The sequence below is a fragment of the Thiomicrorhabdus heinhorstiae genome, assembly GCF_013391765.2.
Classification (GTDB): domain Bacteria; phylum Pseudomonadota; class Gammaproteobacteria; order Thiomicrospirales; family Thiomicrospiraceae; genus Thiomicrorhabdus; species Thiomicrorhabdus heinhorstiae.
This window is the reverse complement of the sequence record NZ_JACBGI020000001.1, coordinates 198,699-217,089: the sequence shown is the minus strand read 5'-3', so window position 1 is coordinate 217,089 and position 18,391 is coordinate 198,699. Positions and strand designations below refer to the sequence as shown.

The following is an 18,391-nucleotide window of genomic DNA, read 5'->3' as shown; positions in this document are numbered from 1 at the left end:
CGGTTTATGAATTTGACGATCCGGGTTTATCTGCTTGTGCTTGTGCATTGTAGTGAGTCACTCGGTTTCTGCCTTGATCTTTTGCCGTGTAAAGTGCCTGATCTGCCTGACCCAGAATTTCTTCAAGTGTGTATTGCCCTGGATTTGTTTCTGTAACACCAAAGCTGGCCGTAAAATGTATGGTTTGCTGATTCTGCGTGATTTTTTCTCCGGCAACGGATTGACGTATTTTTTCAGCAAGATGTAATGCACCTTCAAGACCGGTTTGTGGTAGAAGAATGGCAAATTCTTCACCTCCAAGCCGGCCAATCACATCGTTCGCCCGGCAGGAGTTTTTTAAAATCTTGGCAAAAGTTTGCAAAACCAGATCGCCGGTCGCGTGTCCAAAGATGTCATTGATGCTTTTGAAATGGTCGATATCAATCATAATGATTGAGGTAACGGTCTGCTGACGAATTCCGTTTTTCAACTGCAGTTCGGCCAGCTCGAAAAAAGCACGTCTGGTTTTAACACCGGTAAGCATATCGGTGTAGGCAAGCATTTCGGCAGCTTCTTTCGCTGCAAACAGCTCATGAGTTCGTTCCTTAACCTTGTCATCCAGTTGTTTATTGAGGTTTTTTAAGGCTGCCTGATATTCATTGACGCTATCAATCATTTGGTTATAGCTGTCCTTCAACAATAGTATTTCATTACTATCCGACCAGGGGATATCCAAAGTGATCGGATGAGGCTGATTGATATCCTGTTGTTTAATCTTGCTTGTAAACTCATTCAGCGGTTTTCCAAGGTAACGCTTAATGAAGTAAAAAATGATAAACCACAGCGCTAGAGTTTTAATGACCGAGTTGATTAAGATGAGAAAAAAGCCGTATTTCACTCGTTCAAAAACCAGTCTTTCGTTTGAGTAGATCGTGACCTCTCCAAGAGGCTGTGGGGTTTTAAATGCCGGCCCCCGATAGGTAATGGGGAAGGTATAACCGAAGAGGGCATCGGCCCCTAGACCGGTTTCGATTGATTTGCCTGGATTGCCTTGCGTATCAAAATAAACGGGTTGGTTGTGTTCGTCTAAAATTGAACCGATTTTATAATCCATTTTATGGTCAAGGGATTTTACTTCAATACCGACCACAATCGGGCTGTTGTACACACCTCTTAAGATAGACAGGAGTAACTCCTGGTTATAGGTCCAGACAGAATCGCTGATCCCTTGACCGAAGGTAGTGGGTAAGAGTTGGATTTCCTGATAAAAACTTTCTTTGGTGTTTTCGTATTCTTTGTACAGCTGAACAACGGTCACGATGACGGCCACGAGAAAATAGAAGCCAAAAATGACCGCTAGAAGATGAAGTGCGATAGAGTGACGAAATGACATGAACGGTTAAATAACGGCCAATTGATGTTTAAGGAGTAGACTGCCAATCCTGCACTCCATACTCGGTGAGTATTTTTTGCAGTTGTCCTGTGCGGCGCATGTTTTCGATTTCCTCTGATAAAATCCGGGCATAGGTTGCGGATTTTTCATTTGCCGGAGAGAAGCCGGTAAAAACATCGATGACGACAGGGGTGGTGCCGGAAACGCTAACCTGATCGGATTTTCCCATCTGTTTCAGTTTATATTCTAAAACGCTCTTGTCTTCGATAACGGTTGTCAAACGACCAGCCAGCAGCATTTCAAGTAATCTTTCTAACGGCTTTTCGCCGGTAATTTCCAGAACATTGTCGGGATGTTGATTGATGTACGCCATTAGTTCCGGTTCTACATAGTCGTAACCTTTAATCACACCGATCATTTTTGCCTGTTTAAGAGATTCGGTTCCGCTATAGCGCCAGGGATTGCCTTTTACACTGAAAAAGGTGGTGTTACTAACGCCCTGTGCGGTATCCGGCATAATAAAGTCGGGAGCCTCTTCCCTGAAACAGGCCTGAGTTGCGTCCAGTTTTCCCTCTCTTACCAGGGCGAGGCCTCGGGAGTAGGACACTTCAACAAATTCAACCTTGTGACCATGTTTTTTCATGGCTTTCACCAGCATATCTCCTAAATATCCGACCTTGCCTTTATTCTGTGATGGAATGCAGTCGTAAGGACACCATTCATCCGTTGCGATCCTTAGGGTGTCGGCAAAGGACGAAAAGGGCATCAGTGAAACCAAACCGAAAACAAAAACATATTTTTTTATAAAATGAATTTTCATATTAATTTTCCGATCTAGGCATAGGTTTGTGGGCTGTTTCTCTAAAAATACTAACTATTTGGATCAATCTTCCGAACCTAAATAGGATAAACCTCTAGTATAGAACTTCAGATTCAACTTTGCTCTTTTATAAGTCAGGGTAGTAGTTTATTCGTTGATAAGGATCTTTTGTATTCTTGGTAACGAGAGTCAAAGGGAGATCGACAAAAGTGTTCAAGATATTGAGAGACTGAATGTATAAGATTTTCTTCTTCATTTCGCTCTCATTAAATTCACTAAGATCGTGCTTGGAATTAATGGCAAGACGTGTTCTGTCTCCAAGCAATCTTGATTGATTTATATAAATAAAAAACGCCCTGATCAGGGCGTTTTTACGAGTTTTAGCAATCTATTTATGTACTTCGATCAACACGCCGAGTAAAGGGTGATCTAGATAGTACAGTTTGCCTTGTTCAAGCTTGGAGGTCGCCTGCCAGTCAAAACGCCAGCTGCTTGGTAATTCGACTTCCGACATCTGTTGCTTGATGGCGAAAGAGTCACGGATATTACGCGGAATATAGCGTTGGAATTGCATGTCCATTTTGACATGCGGGTAACGCATTTTATAAAACTGCAGGTAGCCTTGGAATTGCGTTGAGCTGCTGGCGCTGTTTTCAATCAGGGTGAGGGGGCCGTTTTTGCTGCCCGAAAAAGCCTGGGTCCAGGTCTGGTGAAACAGGATTCGGTAGCCTTTGGATGCTTGCATACGGTTTACGACGCTGTTCAGACCGTTATTGGCGCTTGGAAAAGAACGAAAACTTTTAGCCGGTCTGTTTGCATGGGGCTGCTGCTGCAGATTAGGCCAGAATTCTTCAAGCCAGTTTTTTGTTGCGAAATTTTCGAATACAATCACTTCGACGGTCAGCGACTTTTCGGCGGCTTTTACGGAAGAAGCGAATATCAGTGCACTTAAACCGATAAGGAAGCATTGTGTAACGGTATTTGGTAAGTAACGTTGTAGCATACTTGCTCTCAAAATCTTGTAATTTATCTGCTGTGCTCAATTTTTTAAAAGGGTAATTAAGCACTGCTGTATTTTAGGATACCTTAGGCATCAAGTCGGATGTGAGCGACTATGCGTTCAATGTTTTCGACGCGCTCTTCAATATCTGGCATTGTATCGAAAAACTTCAATTCGGTCTGGCCTTTTAGCATGTATTGCTTAGGGTTGGACTGAATCAGCTGAATTAATTTTACCGGGTCGATTTCCGGTTGCTGGCTGAATTGGAAACGAATCATCGATTCGCCTGCATCGACTTTGGTTATGCCGATAGCCTGAACCTTTAGTTTGACTTCGGTGGTTTGCAGGAGATTTTTGACCTGTTGAGGTAAAAGCCCGAACCGGTCGATCATTTCAATTTCCAGTTCACGTAACTGATCACTGTCCTTGGCGGCCGCCAGGCGTTTATAGAGCACCAGACGGGTCTGAATATCCGGCAAATAATCTTCGGGAATCAGGCTTGGTGCACCCAGATCGATTTCACAGCCTTCGTGCAATGAAAAATTGAGTTCCGGTTGCTTGCCGGATTTCAAGGCTCGCACCGCGCGATCCAGCAGTTCGCTATAGAGTCCGAAACCGACTTCCTGAATTTGTCCAGACTGGTCATCACCCAACAGCTCTCCGGCGCCGCGAATTTCCAGATCATGGCTGGCGAGCATAAATCCGGCACCGAGGGTATCGTGCTTGGCGATCGCCGCCAGACGTTTCTCGGCGTCTTTGGTCAGTTGAGAGGGTGCACCTGTGAACATATAGGCGTAAGCTTTGTGATGTGAACGCCCGACACGGCCACGTAATTGGTGCAGTTGCGCCAGACCGAATTTGTCAGCGCGGTTGATCAGAATGGTATTGGCAGTCGGAATATCGATTCCGGTTTCGATAATGGTGGTGCACACTAAAATATTGAAACGTCGGTGATAGAAATCTTCCATTACGCTTTCAAGCTGTTTTTCGTTCATTTGACCATGGGCAAAACTCACCTTGGCTTCAGGAAGCAAACTTTCGATATGCTCGACCATTTTTTCGATTTTATCGATGTCGTTAAACAGCAGATAGACCTGACCACCGCGGCGAATTTCCCGCAGACAAGCTTCGCGGACCGTGTCGTCGTTCCATTCTTGAACGAAGGTCTGTACTGCTAGACGCTTCGCGGGAGGAGTCGCAATAATCGATAAATCACGCAGATCGTTCATTGCCATGTTTAAGGTTCGAGGAATCGGGGTTGCGGTCATGGTCAGGACATCGACTTCGGTGCGCATCTTTTTAAGCTGCTCTTTCTGGCGTACGCCGAAGCGGTGTTCTTCGTCGATAATGATTAGACCAAGGTTTTGATAGTCGACGTCTTTTTGAATCAGTTTGTGGGTACCGATGATAATATCGATCTTACCTTCTTTTAGAGCCTTGAGGATTTCGCTTTGTTGTTTGGCTGTTTGAAAGCGCGACAGCACTTCGATACGCATAGGCCAGTCGGAAAAACGGTTACGGAAGTTTTCCAAGTGCTGCTGTGCGAGCAAGGTCGTCGGTACCAGTATGGCAACCTGTTTGCCGTCGTAGGCAGCGATAAAGGCGGCGCGCATGGCAACTTCGGTTTTGCCGAAACCGACATCACCGCAAACCAGTCTGTCCATAGGTTTGCTGGCGCGCATGTCGTGCAGAACTGCTTCGATTGCCTGTTGCTGATCCGGGGTTTCTTCAAACGGAAAGCTGGCGGAAAATTGATGATAAGCTTCATCCGAAGTTTTAAAGCCGTATCCTGGGCGCGCCGCACGTTGCGCGTATATATCCAAGAGTTCGGCCGCGACGTCATGCACTTTTTCCGCTGCCTTGCGTTTGGCTTTTTCCCATTTATCGCTGCCAAGTTTGTGCAGTGGTGCGGTTTCGGCACTGGCGCCGCTGTAGCGACTGACCAAGTGCAGAGCACTGACCGGCACATAAAGTAACGCTTCGTCGGCATATTCGATTTGCAGAAACTCTTTGACTTCGCCACGTATCTCGAGTGTTTGCAGCCCCTTATAGCGTCCGACGCCGTTGTCGATATGTACAACCGGCTGGCCGATTTCCAATTCGATCAGGTTGGAAATGGCGCTGTCGAAATCCTGATGTTTGCGCTGTCTGCGACGGCGTTGTACAACAGTTGTGCCGAGAATCTGTGATTCTGAAATTACGCAGATTTCTTCAGTACAAATGGATTCTTCCAGCGGACTGACCAGGATTGCATAGCGTGTGTCGCTGGCAAGCGCTTCTGACCAGTTGTTAAGGGTTTCCGGTTTGCACTGGTGTTTATTGAGCAGTGCAAGCAGTGATTCTCTGCGCCCGGTTGATTCGGCGCTGAAAATAATTTTTCCCTGCTTATTGTAGCGATCAATAAAGGCGTTTAATTTAGCCAGAGGGTAGTCATTACCGTTTTCGACGCTAAGATCGGGAAGTACCTTACCGTCAAAATCAATCCCTTTCGGGGAAGCAGTTTGTTCGTGCAAACTGATACGATGATAGCTCTTAAGGCTTGTCATCAGTTCGGTATTTTTCAGAATAATATCTTGCGGCTGTAAAATCGGGAAATCCGGATTGTATTGGCCGATTTCATAGCGCTCCTGATAGTCCTGTAAAACCTTATCGGCAAGCACTTCCATATCACCGAAATGGAAGAAAACGCTGTTATCTGGTAGGTAGTCGAACAGGGTTTCTGTCAGTGAATGGAAGAGCGGAAGGTAGTATTCAAGACCGCCGACGGTTTCCTGATTGGATACACTCTTATATAACTGGCAGTTGGCTGCATCGTCGCCGAAATAGCTTTTAAAGTTTTGCTTGAAGCGGGTAATGCCTTCCGCAGTGAAGTCATATTCCTTTGCCGGTAAGAGCTGAATCGATTCGAGAGTGTCGATAGACCTCTGACTTTCGGGGTCAAAACTGCGAATACTTTCGACTTCGTCATCGAACAGGTCGATGCGAAAGGGTAATTTACTGCCCATCGGGTAGAGGTCGATAATCGAACCGCGGATAGCGTATTCACCGTGTTCCATGACTTGCGATACACGCTGATAGCCGGACGCTTCGAGTTTTTCGTTAAAAGTATCGAGGTCTAAACGATCTCCGCTGTGCAGCAGAAAGGTATATTGGTGCAGATAGCTTTGAGGCAGTACTTTTTGCAGCAGGGTGCTAACCGGTATCACCAGAATGGCTTGTTGACATTCCGGTAAACGATACAGGGTCTTCAGGCGCTCGGATACGATGTCCTGATGAGGAGAAAAGCGGTCGTAAGGGAGCGTTTCCCATTCCGGAAATTTTAATACCGGCAGACGCTCCTGTAAAAAGAAGTTTAGGCTTTCTTGCAATTGGTCGGCCGCCTGGCTATCGTCGGTAACAATAACGCTCGGTCCGTCGATTTGTTGCGCGAAATTGGCGATAAGCAGAGCGGACTCTGCGCGGTTGTTTAGATTCCAGTGCGAGCGGTGTGCTTTTAACTTGATAGATTGAGGGTTAAAAAGCGAGTAAGTCTTTGTCATATCCGTTGAATTTAATATTTTTTAATCGTTGCAAAGGTGCAAAGTTGATGCAGGCTATTTTAAACTACCTGTCGTCCGGCAGGGGACGAGTTTCCGGCTAAAGGGCGAAATGTGGATTATATGCCAGTTAAGATAAACACAAACATAATACAAATATAACAAAGGAATCTAAATGGGCGGTAGTTGGGCTTTTAACTGGGTGCAGATCATGGCGCACAATCGAAATGCGTTAGTCACTGTATGGACTTTGATCAGTTTAATTATCGCTTTGGGTAATTTTTTCTTAGACTGGCAACCGTTACAGAGCCAGATCGGACTCCTGTTATTAAGTGTCATCGCTATGAGTCTGGCAGTCGCATATTTACTGGAATCACCGAAAGCGGCTATGGTACAGCTGTTGGTGAGTCTGTACAGTTTGGCAATGAGTTTCGGCATTCTGGGATGGCTGGGAATTGAACTGGATAATACTGCCGTGCTGGGAATTGTGGTGGTGATTACGTTAATGACCAGCAATTTGGTACATATTATGAGTGGGCTATTGCGCGAAATGGCTCGCGGGTTGTTTCAGTACGATGCAATTGCCGAAGCATTGAAACTCAATGCAGTGCCGGTTCTTTTATCCAACCTGACGACCGCACTGGGGTTTATTGCCGCGGCCTATTTTGAGTCTGCTTTCTCTTCATTAGCCTGGTTGGTAGGCATCGGTGTGCTGGTCAGCTATCTGGTGGCCCTGAGCTGGCTACCGATGTTGCTGCTTAACTGGCTTTTGGAATTCCGTGTCGGTAACACCGCGGACCGCCATGGTTTGAATTCCTGGAGCGAATGGTTGCAGCATGGTGTTAAGAGGCAGCAAATTCTGCTGTGGATGTCTGTCGTTATCGGAATCGGTTTGATTGTCTTTGCATGGCAGTCTTTTGATCATGTGGGAGAGTTGTTTATTCTTGCGACCATATTCTGGTTTTTATTTGCAATCTACTGGAAAAGTTTGCGTCTGGCCGTACTGAATATTGCGATGAATTTGGTTGCATTACTCCTGACCTTGAGTCTTTTTTATCTGTTTAATTCTACTGCGCAGACCGATTCTCAGCTCTCGCTGCTGTTGATGATGATGCCGTTAGGGCTGATTGTTGATGACGGAATTCATTTTTTTTCACGTTATGCTCGCGCGCAAAACTCGTTTTTTTCCGATCCGATTTCAGCCGTGAAATTCGCTTTAGCCAGCGTTGGACGGGCAATCTGGGTTACTTCGTGGATTTTATTTGTCGGTCTGGCCGTTCTGGTTTTTAGTGGTAATACAATGGTTTGGCAATCAAGTTTAATTACCATCCTTGCTTTGGCGGTTTCAACTCTATTGATTTTAGCTGTCGTTCCTGCAATGCTAATGGCGTTTGGTAAGGCCGGAAGATAAAAAAGTTTTTTTGGTCATTATTAACTGTATTGATTAACTATTGATAAATTTTATTTTCATTTTGAGGACGGATCGTTCATCATTTTCCGTACTTAGAGGCGGCTCCGGTTAGGGAAGCGGGGTCGTAATTCGCATAAAGTCGGAATAACAGTCTGGTTCTTCCGCATCAGAAAATAAGAAGAGGAATAAACATGGCAACAGTAGTTGTAGTCGGTTCAAGTACCGGTGGTCTGCCAATGTCTTACGACATCCGCAAACACCTTGATAAAGGGCACACAATCAAGGTTGTAAATGCGATCGACGAATTTAATTTCGTACCTTCTAACCCATGGGTTGCAGTGGGTTGGCGTAAACCTGAAGATATCTCTTTCAAACTGGAGCCATATTTGACTCGTAAAGGGATTGAGTTCTACCACCAAACTTGTACCGCTCTTGATGCGGATAACAACAAAATCACTTTGGATGACGGTTCCGAAATGGAATACGATTACCTGATTTTGTCGACAGGTCCTTCATTGGCATTCCATGAAGTGGAAGGCTTCGGTCCTAAGAGCCACGGTGGAAATACCGTTTCGGTATGTACGACTCCACACGCAATCGAAGCGCACGAACAATGGGAAGAGTTCTGCCAGAACCCTGGGCCGATCATCGTCGGTGCAGTACAGGGTGCATCATGTTTCGGACCTGCTTACGAGTTTGCGATGATCATGGAAACCGATTTGCGCAAGCGTAAAATCCGTAATCAGGTTCCAATGACTTTCGTGACTGCCGAACCTTATATCGGTCACCTGGGTCTTGGTGGTGTTGGTGATTCAAAAGGTTTGATGGAAAACGAAATGCGTAACCGTCATATCGATTGGATCTGTAATGCTAAAGTAACCAAGATCGAAGAAGGCACCATGTTTGTTGACGAGTACAACAATCAGGGTGAAGTCATCAACAAGCATGAATTACCGTTTAAGTATTCAATGATGCTACCTGCGTTCAAAGGATCTAAATTCCTATGTGACCTAGTTGATCCGGAACCGGAAAAAATGGGAGGTCCTTTGGTTAACCCTCGTGGTTTCGTTAAGGTCGATAAATTCAGCCGCAACCCGACATACCACAACATCTATGCTCTGGGTGTTGGGATTGCGATTCCTCCGGTAGATTCTAAGTGTCCGGTTCCTTGCGGTACGCCTAAAACCGGTCTGATGATTGAATCTATGGTTACAGCGATCTGTCATAACATCGAAGATAACCTGGCTGGTAAAGAACCAACTGCGGAACCAACCTGGAACACGGTCTGTTTGGCAGATATGGGTGATTCCGGTGCGGCTTTTGTTGCATTGCCGCAGATTCCTCCTCGTAACCTGACTTGGGCGAAAAAAGGTAAGTGGGTTCACTTGGCCAAGATCGCTTTCGAGAAATACTTCATCCGTAATATGAAGGCCGGTAACTCTGAGCCGATTTATCAGAAGTACATCATGAAAATGCTGGGAATTAACCGTCTGAAATCAGATAAATAATTCTTCTTTGAGCATTAGAAAAAACGCCCCGAATTTCGGGGCGTTTTTTTTTGCGCTGGTTTATAATAGCCGTCGCTATGAACCTCGCACTTACCCTTCATTATCTCGATTTGCTCGGTACGGTAGTCTTCGCGATCACCGGTCTGTTGGCAGCCCGAAGAAAACAGCTGGACCTGTTTGGTGCGATCGTTATTGCCATGGTGACCGCCATCGGCGGCGGAACACTTCGGGACCTTATTATCGATGTTCCGGTCTTCTGGACTCAAGACGATCTGTATATTTATGTGGTGGTTGTCACCACTTTGCTATTTTTCTTTCTCGCCCGCTACAAACGCCTACCGGTAAAAATGTTACTGTTTCTGGATGCTTTGGGATTAGCGGTATTTACGATTATCGGCACCCAAAAGGCGATGGAACTCGGTTTTTCCGATCCTATCTCGATTATGACCGGTATTATGACCGGTGTCGTCGGAGGGATGATTCGCGATGTACTGGTCGGTGAAGTCCCGCTGGTTCTTCGACGCGAAATCTATGCCACGGCATCATTTATCGGTGCAAGTGCATTTCTGCTGCTAATCGAGTTTGGAATGGATTATGAAACGGTTGTAATCGTCTCCATTCTTTTGACTCTGGCTATTCGTGTGCTGGCGATCATGGCGCATATCGAGTTGCCGGTCTTTATCTCCTATAAGGCACCGCTAAACAGTGAATTACCTATTTCACCGTCCGATGAACCTGAACCACAGTCAAAAAAGGATTAGACGCCTTGTTGATGAAAGCTCCCTTTGAATTGATGCTCGGCCTGCGTTATACCAGAGCCAAACGCAGAAACGGATTTATCTCTTTTATTTCACTGTCATCGATGATCGGGATTGCACTCGGTGTTACCGCCTTGATTACCGTATTGTCAATTATGAACGGCTTTCAAAGTGAATTGCGCGATCGAATTCTCGGTATGACCGCTCATATGACCTTGACCGAACAGGACGGACATTTGCGCGACTGGCGCAGTTTGTACGACAAGGTTATTGATTTACCGCATGTGATCGGCGCGGCACCGAATATAACCGAACAGGCGATGATTACCAGTGGTAAAAAAGTCAGTGGTATCCTAGTGCGCGGAATTTTGCCCGATCAAGAAGGAGAGGTCGCGGACATCTCCGACAAAATGGTTGTCGGTAAGCTAAGCTCTCTATACGGCGGGGATTACCGTATTGTTCTTGGCGGCGAATTGGCCCTTTCTCTTGGCGTCTCACTTGGCGATAAAGTAACCGTTATCGCGCCGCAGGGAACCTTTTCTCCAGTTGGTATTGTGCCGAGAATTAAGCGCTTTACGGTAGTCGGAGTGTTTGATGCCGGCATGCATGAGTATGATAGCTCCTTGGCTCTGATCCATTTGGTTGATGCGCAAAAGCTCTTTAAGTACGAAGATAGCGTGGGCGGGCTGCAGTTGAAATTGGACGATCTGTTTCTGGTCGGTAAAGTCAAACACGAATTGTCTGGCGTCATCAGTAAAAATTTATACGTTCGAGAATGGCGTCAGCAACACGCCAATTTCTTTAAAGCGATAGAGATGGAAAAGCGCATGATGTTTATCGTTTTGGCGTTAATCATCATGGTTGCGGCTTTCAATATCGTCTCGACCATGGTGATGGTGGTGACCGACAAACAGGGCGACATAGCCGTTTTGCGCACCCTTGGTGCCAGCCCGAACAGTATTCAGTGGATTTTCATTATTCAAGGGCTGGTAATCGGTTTTATGGGTGCTTTGCTCGGTCTGGCCGGTGGATTAAGCCTGGCATTTAATATCGATGTGATTGTTCCGTTTATCGAGCATTTGTTGGGGATACAGTTTTTCCCTTCCGATATTTATTATATCAGTCAGGTCCCTTCCAAAGTTGAATGGTCGGATGTCTGGTCGGTGACGATTTTGGCATTTTTGCTGACTTTGGTTGCTACTTTGTATCCGGCCAGGAAGGCGGCAAAAGTCCAGCCTGCGGAGGCATTGCGCTATGAATGATTTGCTTAAAGTGGTGTTAAACGCCGAAAACTTGTCGAAAACCTATCGCGAAGGCAAGATCGAGACACAGGTGTTTTCAGGCTTGAATTTGCAATTGTTTGCCGGAGAAAAGCTGGCCATCGTCGGTACCTCCGGTTCTGGGAAAAGTACTCTACTTCATCTGCTGGCGGGTCTGGATGTTCCGACTTCCGGTAAAGTTGAACTTAACGGTGAAAGTTTCTCAAAATTAAATGAAGTCAAGCGCGGAAGACTGCGCAACCAGCAAATGGGTTTTGTGTACCAGTTTCATCATTTACTGCCTGAATTAAGCGCTATCGAAAACGTAATGTTGCCGCTAAAAATTCGTCGTAGCGATTTTACTCTGGCACGTGATAAAGCGGAAAAACTGCTGCAGCGTGTCGGGCTGAGTCATCGCATGCTGCATAAGCCGTCGGAACTGTCCGGCGGGGAGCGGCAAAGGGTCGCGATCGCACGGGCTTTGATTACCGAGCCTGCCTGTATTCTGGCTGATGAACCTACCGGCAATTTGGACGAGCATTCTGCAGAACAGGTTTTTCAACTGTTATTGGAGCTGAATCAGGAGATGGATACCGCCATTCTGATTGTGACGCATGATATGCATTTGGCTGGCCAGATGGATCGTTGCCTGCGTTTGCAGGAAAGCACTCTGATCGAGCAATAGCATCCCGGTAGATCTATTCCGAGGCTGCGATTTCGGCAGCCTGTTTTTATCGTCAATTTTTATAGTGTCTTTTGTTTTAGATGATCTCACTTCAACAGCTAAGCGTTCGCGCTGGAACCAAACTCCTTTTTTCCGATGCCAATTTATCGATTTATCCTGGGCAGAAGGTCGGTTTAATCGGTCAAAACGGTGTGGGCAAAACCACGCTGTTTAAGGCCCTAATGGGCGAAGTTCCGCTTGATAGTGGACAAGTTTTTTTTCCGGCCGACTGGTTGATCGGTTATGTTGAGCAAGAGGTTGAAAGCACTCAGTCAAAGGTGCTGGACTTTGTTTGTGACGGTGACAGCTTGTATGCTCAAGCGCAAAAAGAATTACAGTTGGCCGAAGAGGATGGGGAACAGCAGAGAATTGTTGCAGCTTATGACCAACTGGATCGAATTCGCGCCTATGAAGTGCCGACTAAAGCCAGACAACTTCTATACGGCCTGGGATTTTCGGATGAAGATCTGCAAAAATCTTTAAAACAGTTTTCCGGCGGTTGGCAGGTGCGTTTGAAATTAGCCAGAGCACTGATGCAAAGAGCGGATTTACTCTTGCTGGACGAACCGACAAACCATCTGGACATTGAAGCGGTTGCCTGGTTGGAGCAATGGTTGAAGTCCTATGAGGGAGCGCTGCTGGTTATTTCCCATGACCGTGATTTTCTGGATGAAGTCGTTCAGGGGATTGCTCATATCGATCAGCAAAAAATCTATTATTACAGCGGTAATTTTGCAGCTTTTGAACGGCAGAAAAACGAACGCTTGATGCAGCAGCAGGCGCTGCATGATAAGCAAAAGCAGCAGATGCAGCACTTAAAGAGCTTTATCGAACGTTTTAAAGCTAAAGCCAGTAAAGCAAAGCAAGCGCAAAGCCGGGTAAAAGCCTTGCAAAGAATGGAAACGGTGGCTGCTGTGCAAGCATTGAATCCGTTTCATTTTCAATTTGCCGAACCGAAATACCAGCCGGATCCGATGATGGAACTCCGCGGGTTGGATTTTGCTTACGGCGATAAAGCAATTCTTAAGCATACCGATCTGGTTTTGCGCGCCGGCGATCGAATCGGCTTGGTCGGTATTAACGGTTCAGGTAAAACGACACTGATCAAATTGCTGGTCGGTGAGTTACAGGCGCAAAAAGGCAAGATCGTAACAGCCAAGGGCGTCAAATTCGGCTACTTTTCCCAGCACCAGTTGGAAACACTGTCACTAGAACAGAGTCCGTTGCAGCATCTGTTGAAACTGCCGGATGCTCCGAGTGATCAGGAAGCGCGCGATTTTCTTGGTGGTTTCGGCTTTTCCAATCAGCAATGCCTGGAATCGATCGAATGCTTTTCCGGCGGTGAAAAAGCACGTTTGGCATTGGCGATTATTGTGTTTCAGCAACCGAACCTTATCATTCTCGACGAACCGACTAACCATCTGGACATGGAAACCCGGGATGCCTTGGAAATTGCATTGCAGGAGTTTTCCGGGGCTTTGATCGTCGTCAGTCACGACAAGCATCTGTTGGCGTCGATTGCCGATCAATTCTGGTGGGTGCATGAAGGTGAAGTCAGTCACTTTCACGGTGATTTGGATGACTATCTGCAAGCCCAGTTGAAGCGAATCCGGCAGCAAGCCAGTGAACAGAAATCTGAAGAAGGCAAAAATAACAGCCAGAACCGCAAGCAGTTACGCCAGGCGAATGCGCAGCAACGCAAGTTACTGGAAGGGCGATTGAAACCTTATAAGTCCAAGCAAAAGAAAGTTGAGGATGAATTGGCAAAAATTCAACAACAACTGGCTGAACACCACGCATTGATGGAAGATCAGAGTCTGTATGAGGATGGAAATCAAGCGCGTTTGCAGGAGTGTTTGAAGCAGGAGGCAATTTGTCAACAGCGACATGAAGAACTGGAAATGCAATGGCTGGAGCTGGAAGAGGAGATTCAGTCGATTCGTGAAGAGTTTGAAAACGAGTAATGAATTGCAAAAATAAAAAACGCCCGAATCCGGGCGTTTTTTATGCGTAAACCGTTGTGAGGCTTGGTGCTATTTAAATGCGCAGCCGTGTTTTAAACCGAATTTACGCAAGATTTTTACCATAGGGCAAAAGCCTGTCAGGCCGGCGAATAGCAGGTTTGCACCAACGAATCCGGTTAGGTACAGCCAAGCCTGGTCGTGGTAAACACTAAGTAGTGTGCTTGCCAAGACAACGGTTCCGGCAATCAGCATAATGATCTTTTCAATGGTCATGTTTAAACACCTCGTAAACATTATAAGAGTTCGATTTCAGTGTCCGGGGTACGAATTCACACGGTTTCAACACTCCCTGACATATAAACAAGCTTTTTTAATATATAAGCTTATTTTTAAATGGCGCTTATTTTAGCATTTTTAGCTTACAAAACAATCGGTTTGCTTTTTTTTGCACGCGAAATAAACGCTTTTTCTTTGAAAATACACAGTAAATCAGTATAATTTTCAGCCTAAAATTTAGACCAATTGCGATGTTCGGTTGGTTTATCCATTGGTTGAAATATTCAAAAATTTGAGATTCTAATATGCAAGTAACTGTAGAAAAGCCAGAACAAGGCCTTGAACACAAAATGACGGTCAGTTTTCCGTCAGATGAGCTAAACGCAAATATTGAAAAGCGTTTAAACGAAATCCGTCGCAATGTGAAAATGGATGGTTTCCGTCCAGGGAAAGTTCCGCTAAGCGTCGTTAAAAAACGCCACGGTGCGCAAGTTCATCAGGAAGTTATGGGTGAAGCCTTGCAGAAAGCTTTCTATGACGCGGTTGAGCAAGAGTCTTTGCAAGTAGCGGGCTATCCGATGTTCGACGAGTTGAACGATGAAAACGGTCAGGTTACCTTTACAGCTCGTTTTGAAACTTACCCTGAAATCACTTTGCCTGAATTTGGTTCAATCAAGGTTGAGAAAGTCAGTGCTGAAGTAACTGACGAAGACGTCTCTAAAATGATCGATCGTCTGCGTGAACAACGTATGGCTTGGAAACCTTCAAAGAGTGCCGCCAAGAAAGCCAAGGCTGGTGAACAGGTTATTATCGATTTCGTCGGTAAAGTCGACGGTGAAGCCTTTGAAGGCGGTTCTGCAGAAAACGTTCCTCTTGAATTGGGTTCAGGTCGTATGATCCCAGGTTTCGAAGACGGAATCATCGGTATGAAAAAAGGTGAAGAGAAAACGATCGAAGTGACTTTCCCGGAAGAGTACCATGCAGAGAACCTGAAAGGTAAAGCAGCGACTTTCGATATCACGGTACACTCTATTTCAACTAAGCAACTTCCAGAAGTTAACGAAGAATTCGTAACTTCATTCGGTATCGAAGACGGTAAAGTTGAATCTTTGACAGCTGAAATCAAAGACAGCATGGTGAAAGAACTGCAACGTGCCGTTGAAAACAACAACCGTACTTCGGTTCTAAAAGCAGTTGAACAGATTGTTGATGTTCAGCTTCCTAAGTCATTGGTTGACAAAGAAGTTAAGAGCTTGATGGATCAGATGGTACAAAACATGCAGCAACAAGGCATGAAGGCCGAAGACGTTAAAATCGAAGCGGCGCACTTCGAAGATCAGGCGCGTGAGCGTGTTAAGCTTGGTTTGATCATCGGCGATTTGATTAAAGCGAATAACCTTGAAGCCAGCGATGAAGAAGTTGAAGCCTATATCAGCGAGCAAGCATCTTCATACGAAGAGCCGCAGGAAGTAATTAGCTGGTATGCGCAAAACCCTGGTGCACGTTATGAAATTCGTGCCATGCTGGTTGAAAACAAAGTTGCTGAGAAGATTTTGGCTGAAGCCGATGTGACTGAAGTTAGCAAGACGTTTGATGAAGTGATTCGTCCAGCTGCTTAAGTCTAAAAATCTGACTTGAATCAAAAAAACTTAATCCTGATGGTAAAAGAGTATTTTTATCATCGGGGTTAAGTTTTTTTTTGTCTAAGAAACGGCTAATATAGAACTGAACATCAGCGAAAAAGTATTAAGACCGCGATAGGAAAAAAATAAAAGATGGAAAATATGATTCACAATGCATTAGTACCAATGGTCATTGAACAGACCAGTCGTGGGGAAAGATCCTACGATATTTATTCAAGATTGTTGAAAGAGCGGGTAATTTTTCTGGTCGGTCAGGTAGAAGATCATATGGCTAACTTAATTGTGGCCCAGATGCTGTTTTTGGAATCGGAAAATCCCGATAAAGACATTCACCTCTATATTAATTCTCCAGGCGGCAGTGTTACCGCCGGTATGGCTATTTACGACACCATGCGCTTTATCAAACCTGATGTCAGCACCATGTGTATCGGCCAGGCTGCGAGTATGGGATCTTTCTTGCTATCTGCCGGCGCGAAAGGCAAGCGTTTTGCCTTGCCGAATTCACGCGTCATGATTCACCAGCCTTTGGGTGGTTTTCAAGGGCAGGCAAGTGATATTCAGATTCACGCTCAGGAGATCATGCAGATCAAAGATAAATTAAATCGAGCTTTGGCCGATCATACTGGACAAGAGCTATCAGTAATTGAAAAAGATACTGACCGAGATAACTTTATGAGCGCAGATCAAGCATGTGAATACGGCTTGATTGATCGTGTCATCAGCAATCGATAGGTGGAAATAATGAGTCATGATAAAACATTACATTGCTCTTTTTGCGGAAAGGGACAAGATGAAGTTCGCAAATTAATTGCCGGTCCTTCGGTTTATATCTGTGATGAATGTGTCGAGCTGTGCAACGATATTTTGCGCGAAGAGTTCGGCGAAGAGGACATCGGAAAATTCGAACTTGAATCTTTGCCGACTCCGCGCGAGATCAGCGAGATTCTCGATGATTACGTCATCGGGCAGCATCAGGCGAAAAAAGTCCTTTCGGTTGCCGTCTATAACCACTACAAGCGTTTGCAGAACGCGCACATGAAAGACGATGTCGAATTGACCAAAAGTAATATTCTACTGATCGGTCCGACCGGTTCCGGGAAAACGCTTTTGGCTCAGACTCTGGCCCGTTTGTTGGATGTGCCTTTCGCAATTGCCGATGCAACTACTTTGACTGAAGCGGGTTATGTCGGTGAGGATGTCGAGAGCATTATTCTTAAGCTGTTGCAGCGTTGCGATAACGATCCTGAGAAGGCCGAACGCGGGATTATCTATATCGACGAGATCGATAAGATCACGCGTAAATCGGAAAATCCGTCAATCACACGTGACGTATCCGGTGAAGGTGTTCAACAAGCGTTATTGAAACTGGTCGAAGGAACCATGGCTTCCGTACCTCCTCAAGGCGGAAGAAAACACCCTAACCAGGATATGATTCAGGTCGACACATCAAAGATCCTGTTCATTGTCGGCGGCGCCTTTGAAGGGCTGGATAAAATCATCGATCAACGTATCGAAAAAGATGTCGGCATCGGTTTCTCTGCGCAAGTTCGCAGCGAAGAGAACAAGTTGAGCCTAACTGAAAAATTCCGCCAAATTGAGCCTGAAGACCTAATCAAGTTCGGTTTGATTCCTGAGTTCGTAGGACGTTTACCGATGGTAGCCGCTTTGGAAGAGCTAAACGAGGAAGCTTTGGTACAAATCCTGACCGAACCGAAAAACGCTCTGGTCAAGCAGTTCCAGAAAATGTTTGAACTGGAAGGTGCGGAACTGCAATTCCGTAAAGATGCGTTGATTGAAATTGCACACCTTGCTATCGAACGTAAAACTGGAGCTCGTGGTCTGCGTTCTATTATGGAACAGCTGCTTCTTGACACAATGTATGACCTTCCGAGCTTGAAAAATGTCGATAAAGTCGTTATTAACAAAGCAGTGATTCAAGGTAAAAAATCACCGATGTTGGTTTACCAAGAAGAAGCGACAGCCAAAGCCTCCAGCGAATAATTGCCTAAATTTTAGGTTGCCATTCGAAACCGGCTTTGCGGTCGGTTTCTTCACAGCTCTATCTTTTTTGAATAGCCGTAAAATCAATAAAACGGAATGACTTACCTTTTAGATTAACC

General features: G+C 45.5%; 14 protein-coding genes. 9 read left to right on the top strand and 5 right to left on the bottom strand.

Annotated elements, in window-relative coordinates; translation table 11 throughout:
- Window positions 1-4 precede the first annotated feature (4 nt).
- The 4 genes from H8792_RS01135 to mfd all read right to left on the bottom strand — a co-directional run bounded on the left by H8792_RS01135 (window position 5) and on the right by mfd (window position 6,731).
- A complete protein-coding gene (locus H8792_RS01135) occupies window positions 5-1,372 on the bottom strand; it encodes a diguanylate cyclase (RefSeq protein WP_194947293.1) in 1,368 nt (455 codons plus the stop codon).
- Window positions 1,373-1,400: 28 nt separating this feature from the next.
- Window positions 1,401-2,192 (bottom strand): substrate-binding periplasmic protein, encoded by a 792-nt coding sequence (locus H8792_RS01130; protein WP_194947292.1) that lies wholly within the window; start codon window positions 2,190-2,192, stop codon window positions 1,401-1,403.
- 388 nt (window positions 2,193-2,580) lie between these two features.
- The gene (locus H8792_RS01125) at window positions 2,581-3,195 is read right to left on the bottom strand and encodes a CsiV family protein (RefSeq protein WP_194947291.1); all 615 of its coding nucleotides are present in this window, start codon (window positions 3,193-3,195) and stop codon (window positions 2,581-2,583) included.
- Between the two features lie 83 nt (window positions 3,196-3,278).
- The gene (gene mfd, locus H8792_RS01120) at window positions 3,279-6,731 is read right to left on the bottom strand and encodes a transcription-repair coupling factor (protein WP_194947290.1); all 3,453 of its coding nucleotides are present in this window, start codon (window positions 6,729-6,731) and stop codon (window positions 3,279-3,281) included.
- A gap of 172 nt (window positions 6,732-6,903) precedes the next feature.
- Here mfd and H8792_RS01115 point away from each other — a divergent pair, with 172 nt between their 5' ends.
- The 6 genes from H8792_RS01115 to H8792_RS01090 all read left to right on the top strand — a co-directional run bounded on the left by H8792_RS01115 (window position 6,904) and on the right by H8792_RS01090 (window position 14,352).
- A complete protein-coding gene (locus H8792_RS01115) occupies window positions 6,904-8,139 on the top strand; it encodes an MMPL family transporter (RefSeq protein WP_194947289.1) in 1,236 nt (411 codons plus the stop codon).
- 191 nt (window positions 8,140-8,330) lie between these two features.
- Window positions 8,331-9,647, top strand: coding sequence for an NAD(P)/FAD-dependent oxidoreductase (locus H8792_RS01110; RefSeq protein ID WP_194947288.1), 1,317 nt, complete (start codon window positions 8,331-8,333; stop codon window positions 9,645-9,647).
- A gap of 77 nt (window positions 9,648-9,724) precedes the next feature.
- Entirely contained in the window at window positions 9,725-10,408 is a 684-nt protein-coding gene (locus H8792_RS01105) for a trimeric intracellular cation channel family protein (protein WP_194947287.1), read from the top strand.
- A gap of 8 nt (window positions 10,409-10,416) precedes the next feature.
- Window positions 10,417-11,667, top strand: coding sequence for a lipoprotein-releasing ABC transporter permease subunit (locus H8792_RS01100; protein WP_228766880.1), 1,251 nt, complete (start codon window positions 10,417-10,419; stop codon window positions 11,665-11,667).
- Complete coding sequence (gene lolD / locus H8792_RS01095; RefSeq protein WP_194947285.1) at window positions 11,660-12,349, top strand: lipoprotein-releasing ABC transporter ATP-binding protein LolD; 690 nt, start codon at window positions 11,660-11,662, stop codon at window positions 12,347-12,349. Before H8792_RS01100 ends, lolD begins: the two co-directional genes overlap by 8 nt.
- A gap of 80 nt (window positions 12,350-12,429) precedes the next feature.
- Window positions 12,430-14,352, top strand: coding sequence for an ABC-F family ATP-binding cassette domain-containing protein (locus H8792_RS01090; RefSeq protein ID WP_194947284.1), 1,923 nt, complete (start codon window positions 12,430-12,432; stop codon window positions 14,350-14,352).
- Between the two features lie 69 nt (window positions 14,353-14,421).
- On the opposite strand, the gene H8792_RS01085 is transcribed toward H8792_RS01090, so the two are convergent.
- Complete coding sequence (locus H8792_RS01085) at window positions 14,422-14,625, bottom strand: YgaP family membrane protein (protein ID WP_194947283.1); 204 nt, start codon at window positions 14,623-14,625, stop codon at window positions 14,422-14,424.
- Window positions 14,626-14,933: 308 nt separating this feature from the next.
- On the opposite strand from H8792_RS01085, the gene tig reads away from it, so the two are divergent.
- The 3 genes from tig (at window position 14,934) to clpX (ending at window position 18,272) form a co-directional block, all read left to right on the top strand.
- Window positions 14,934-16,247, top strand: coding sequence for a trigger factor (gene tig, locus H8792_RS01080; protein ID WP_194947282.1), 1,314 nt, complete (start codon window positions 14,934-14,936; stop codon window positions 16,245-16,247).
- Between the two features lie 156 nt (window positions 16,248-16,403).
- Entirely contained in the window at window positions 16,404-17,003 is a 600-nt protein-coding gene (clpP, locus tag H8792_RS01075) for an ATP-dependent Clp endopeptidase proteolytic subunit ClpP (RefSeq protein WP_194947281.1), read from the top strand.
- Between the two features lie 9 nt (window positions 17,004-17,012).
- Window positions 17,013-18,272 carry an ATP-dependent Clp protease ATP-binding subunit ClpX gene (clpX, locus tag H8792_RS01070; RefSeq protein ID WP_194947280.1) on the top strand — a complete coding sequence of 420 codons (1,260 nt, stop codon included), beginning with the start codon at window positions 17,013-17,015 and terminating at the stop codon, window positions 18,270-18,272.
- Window positions 18,273-18,391 lie beyond the last annotated feature (119 nt).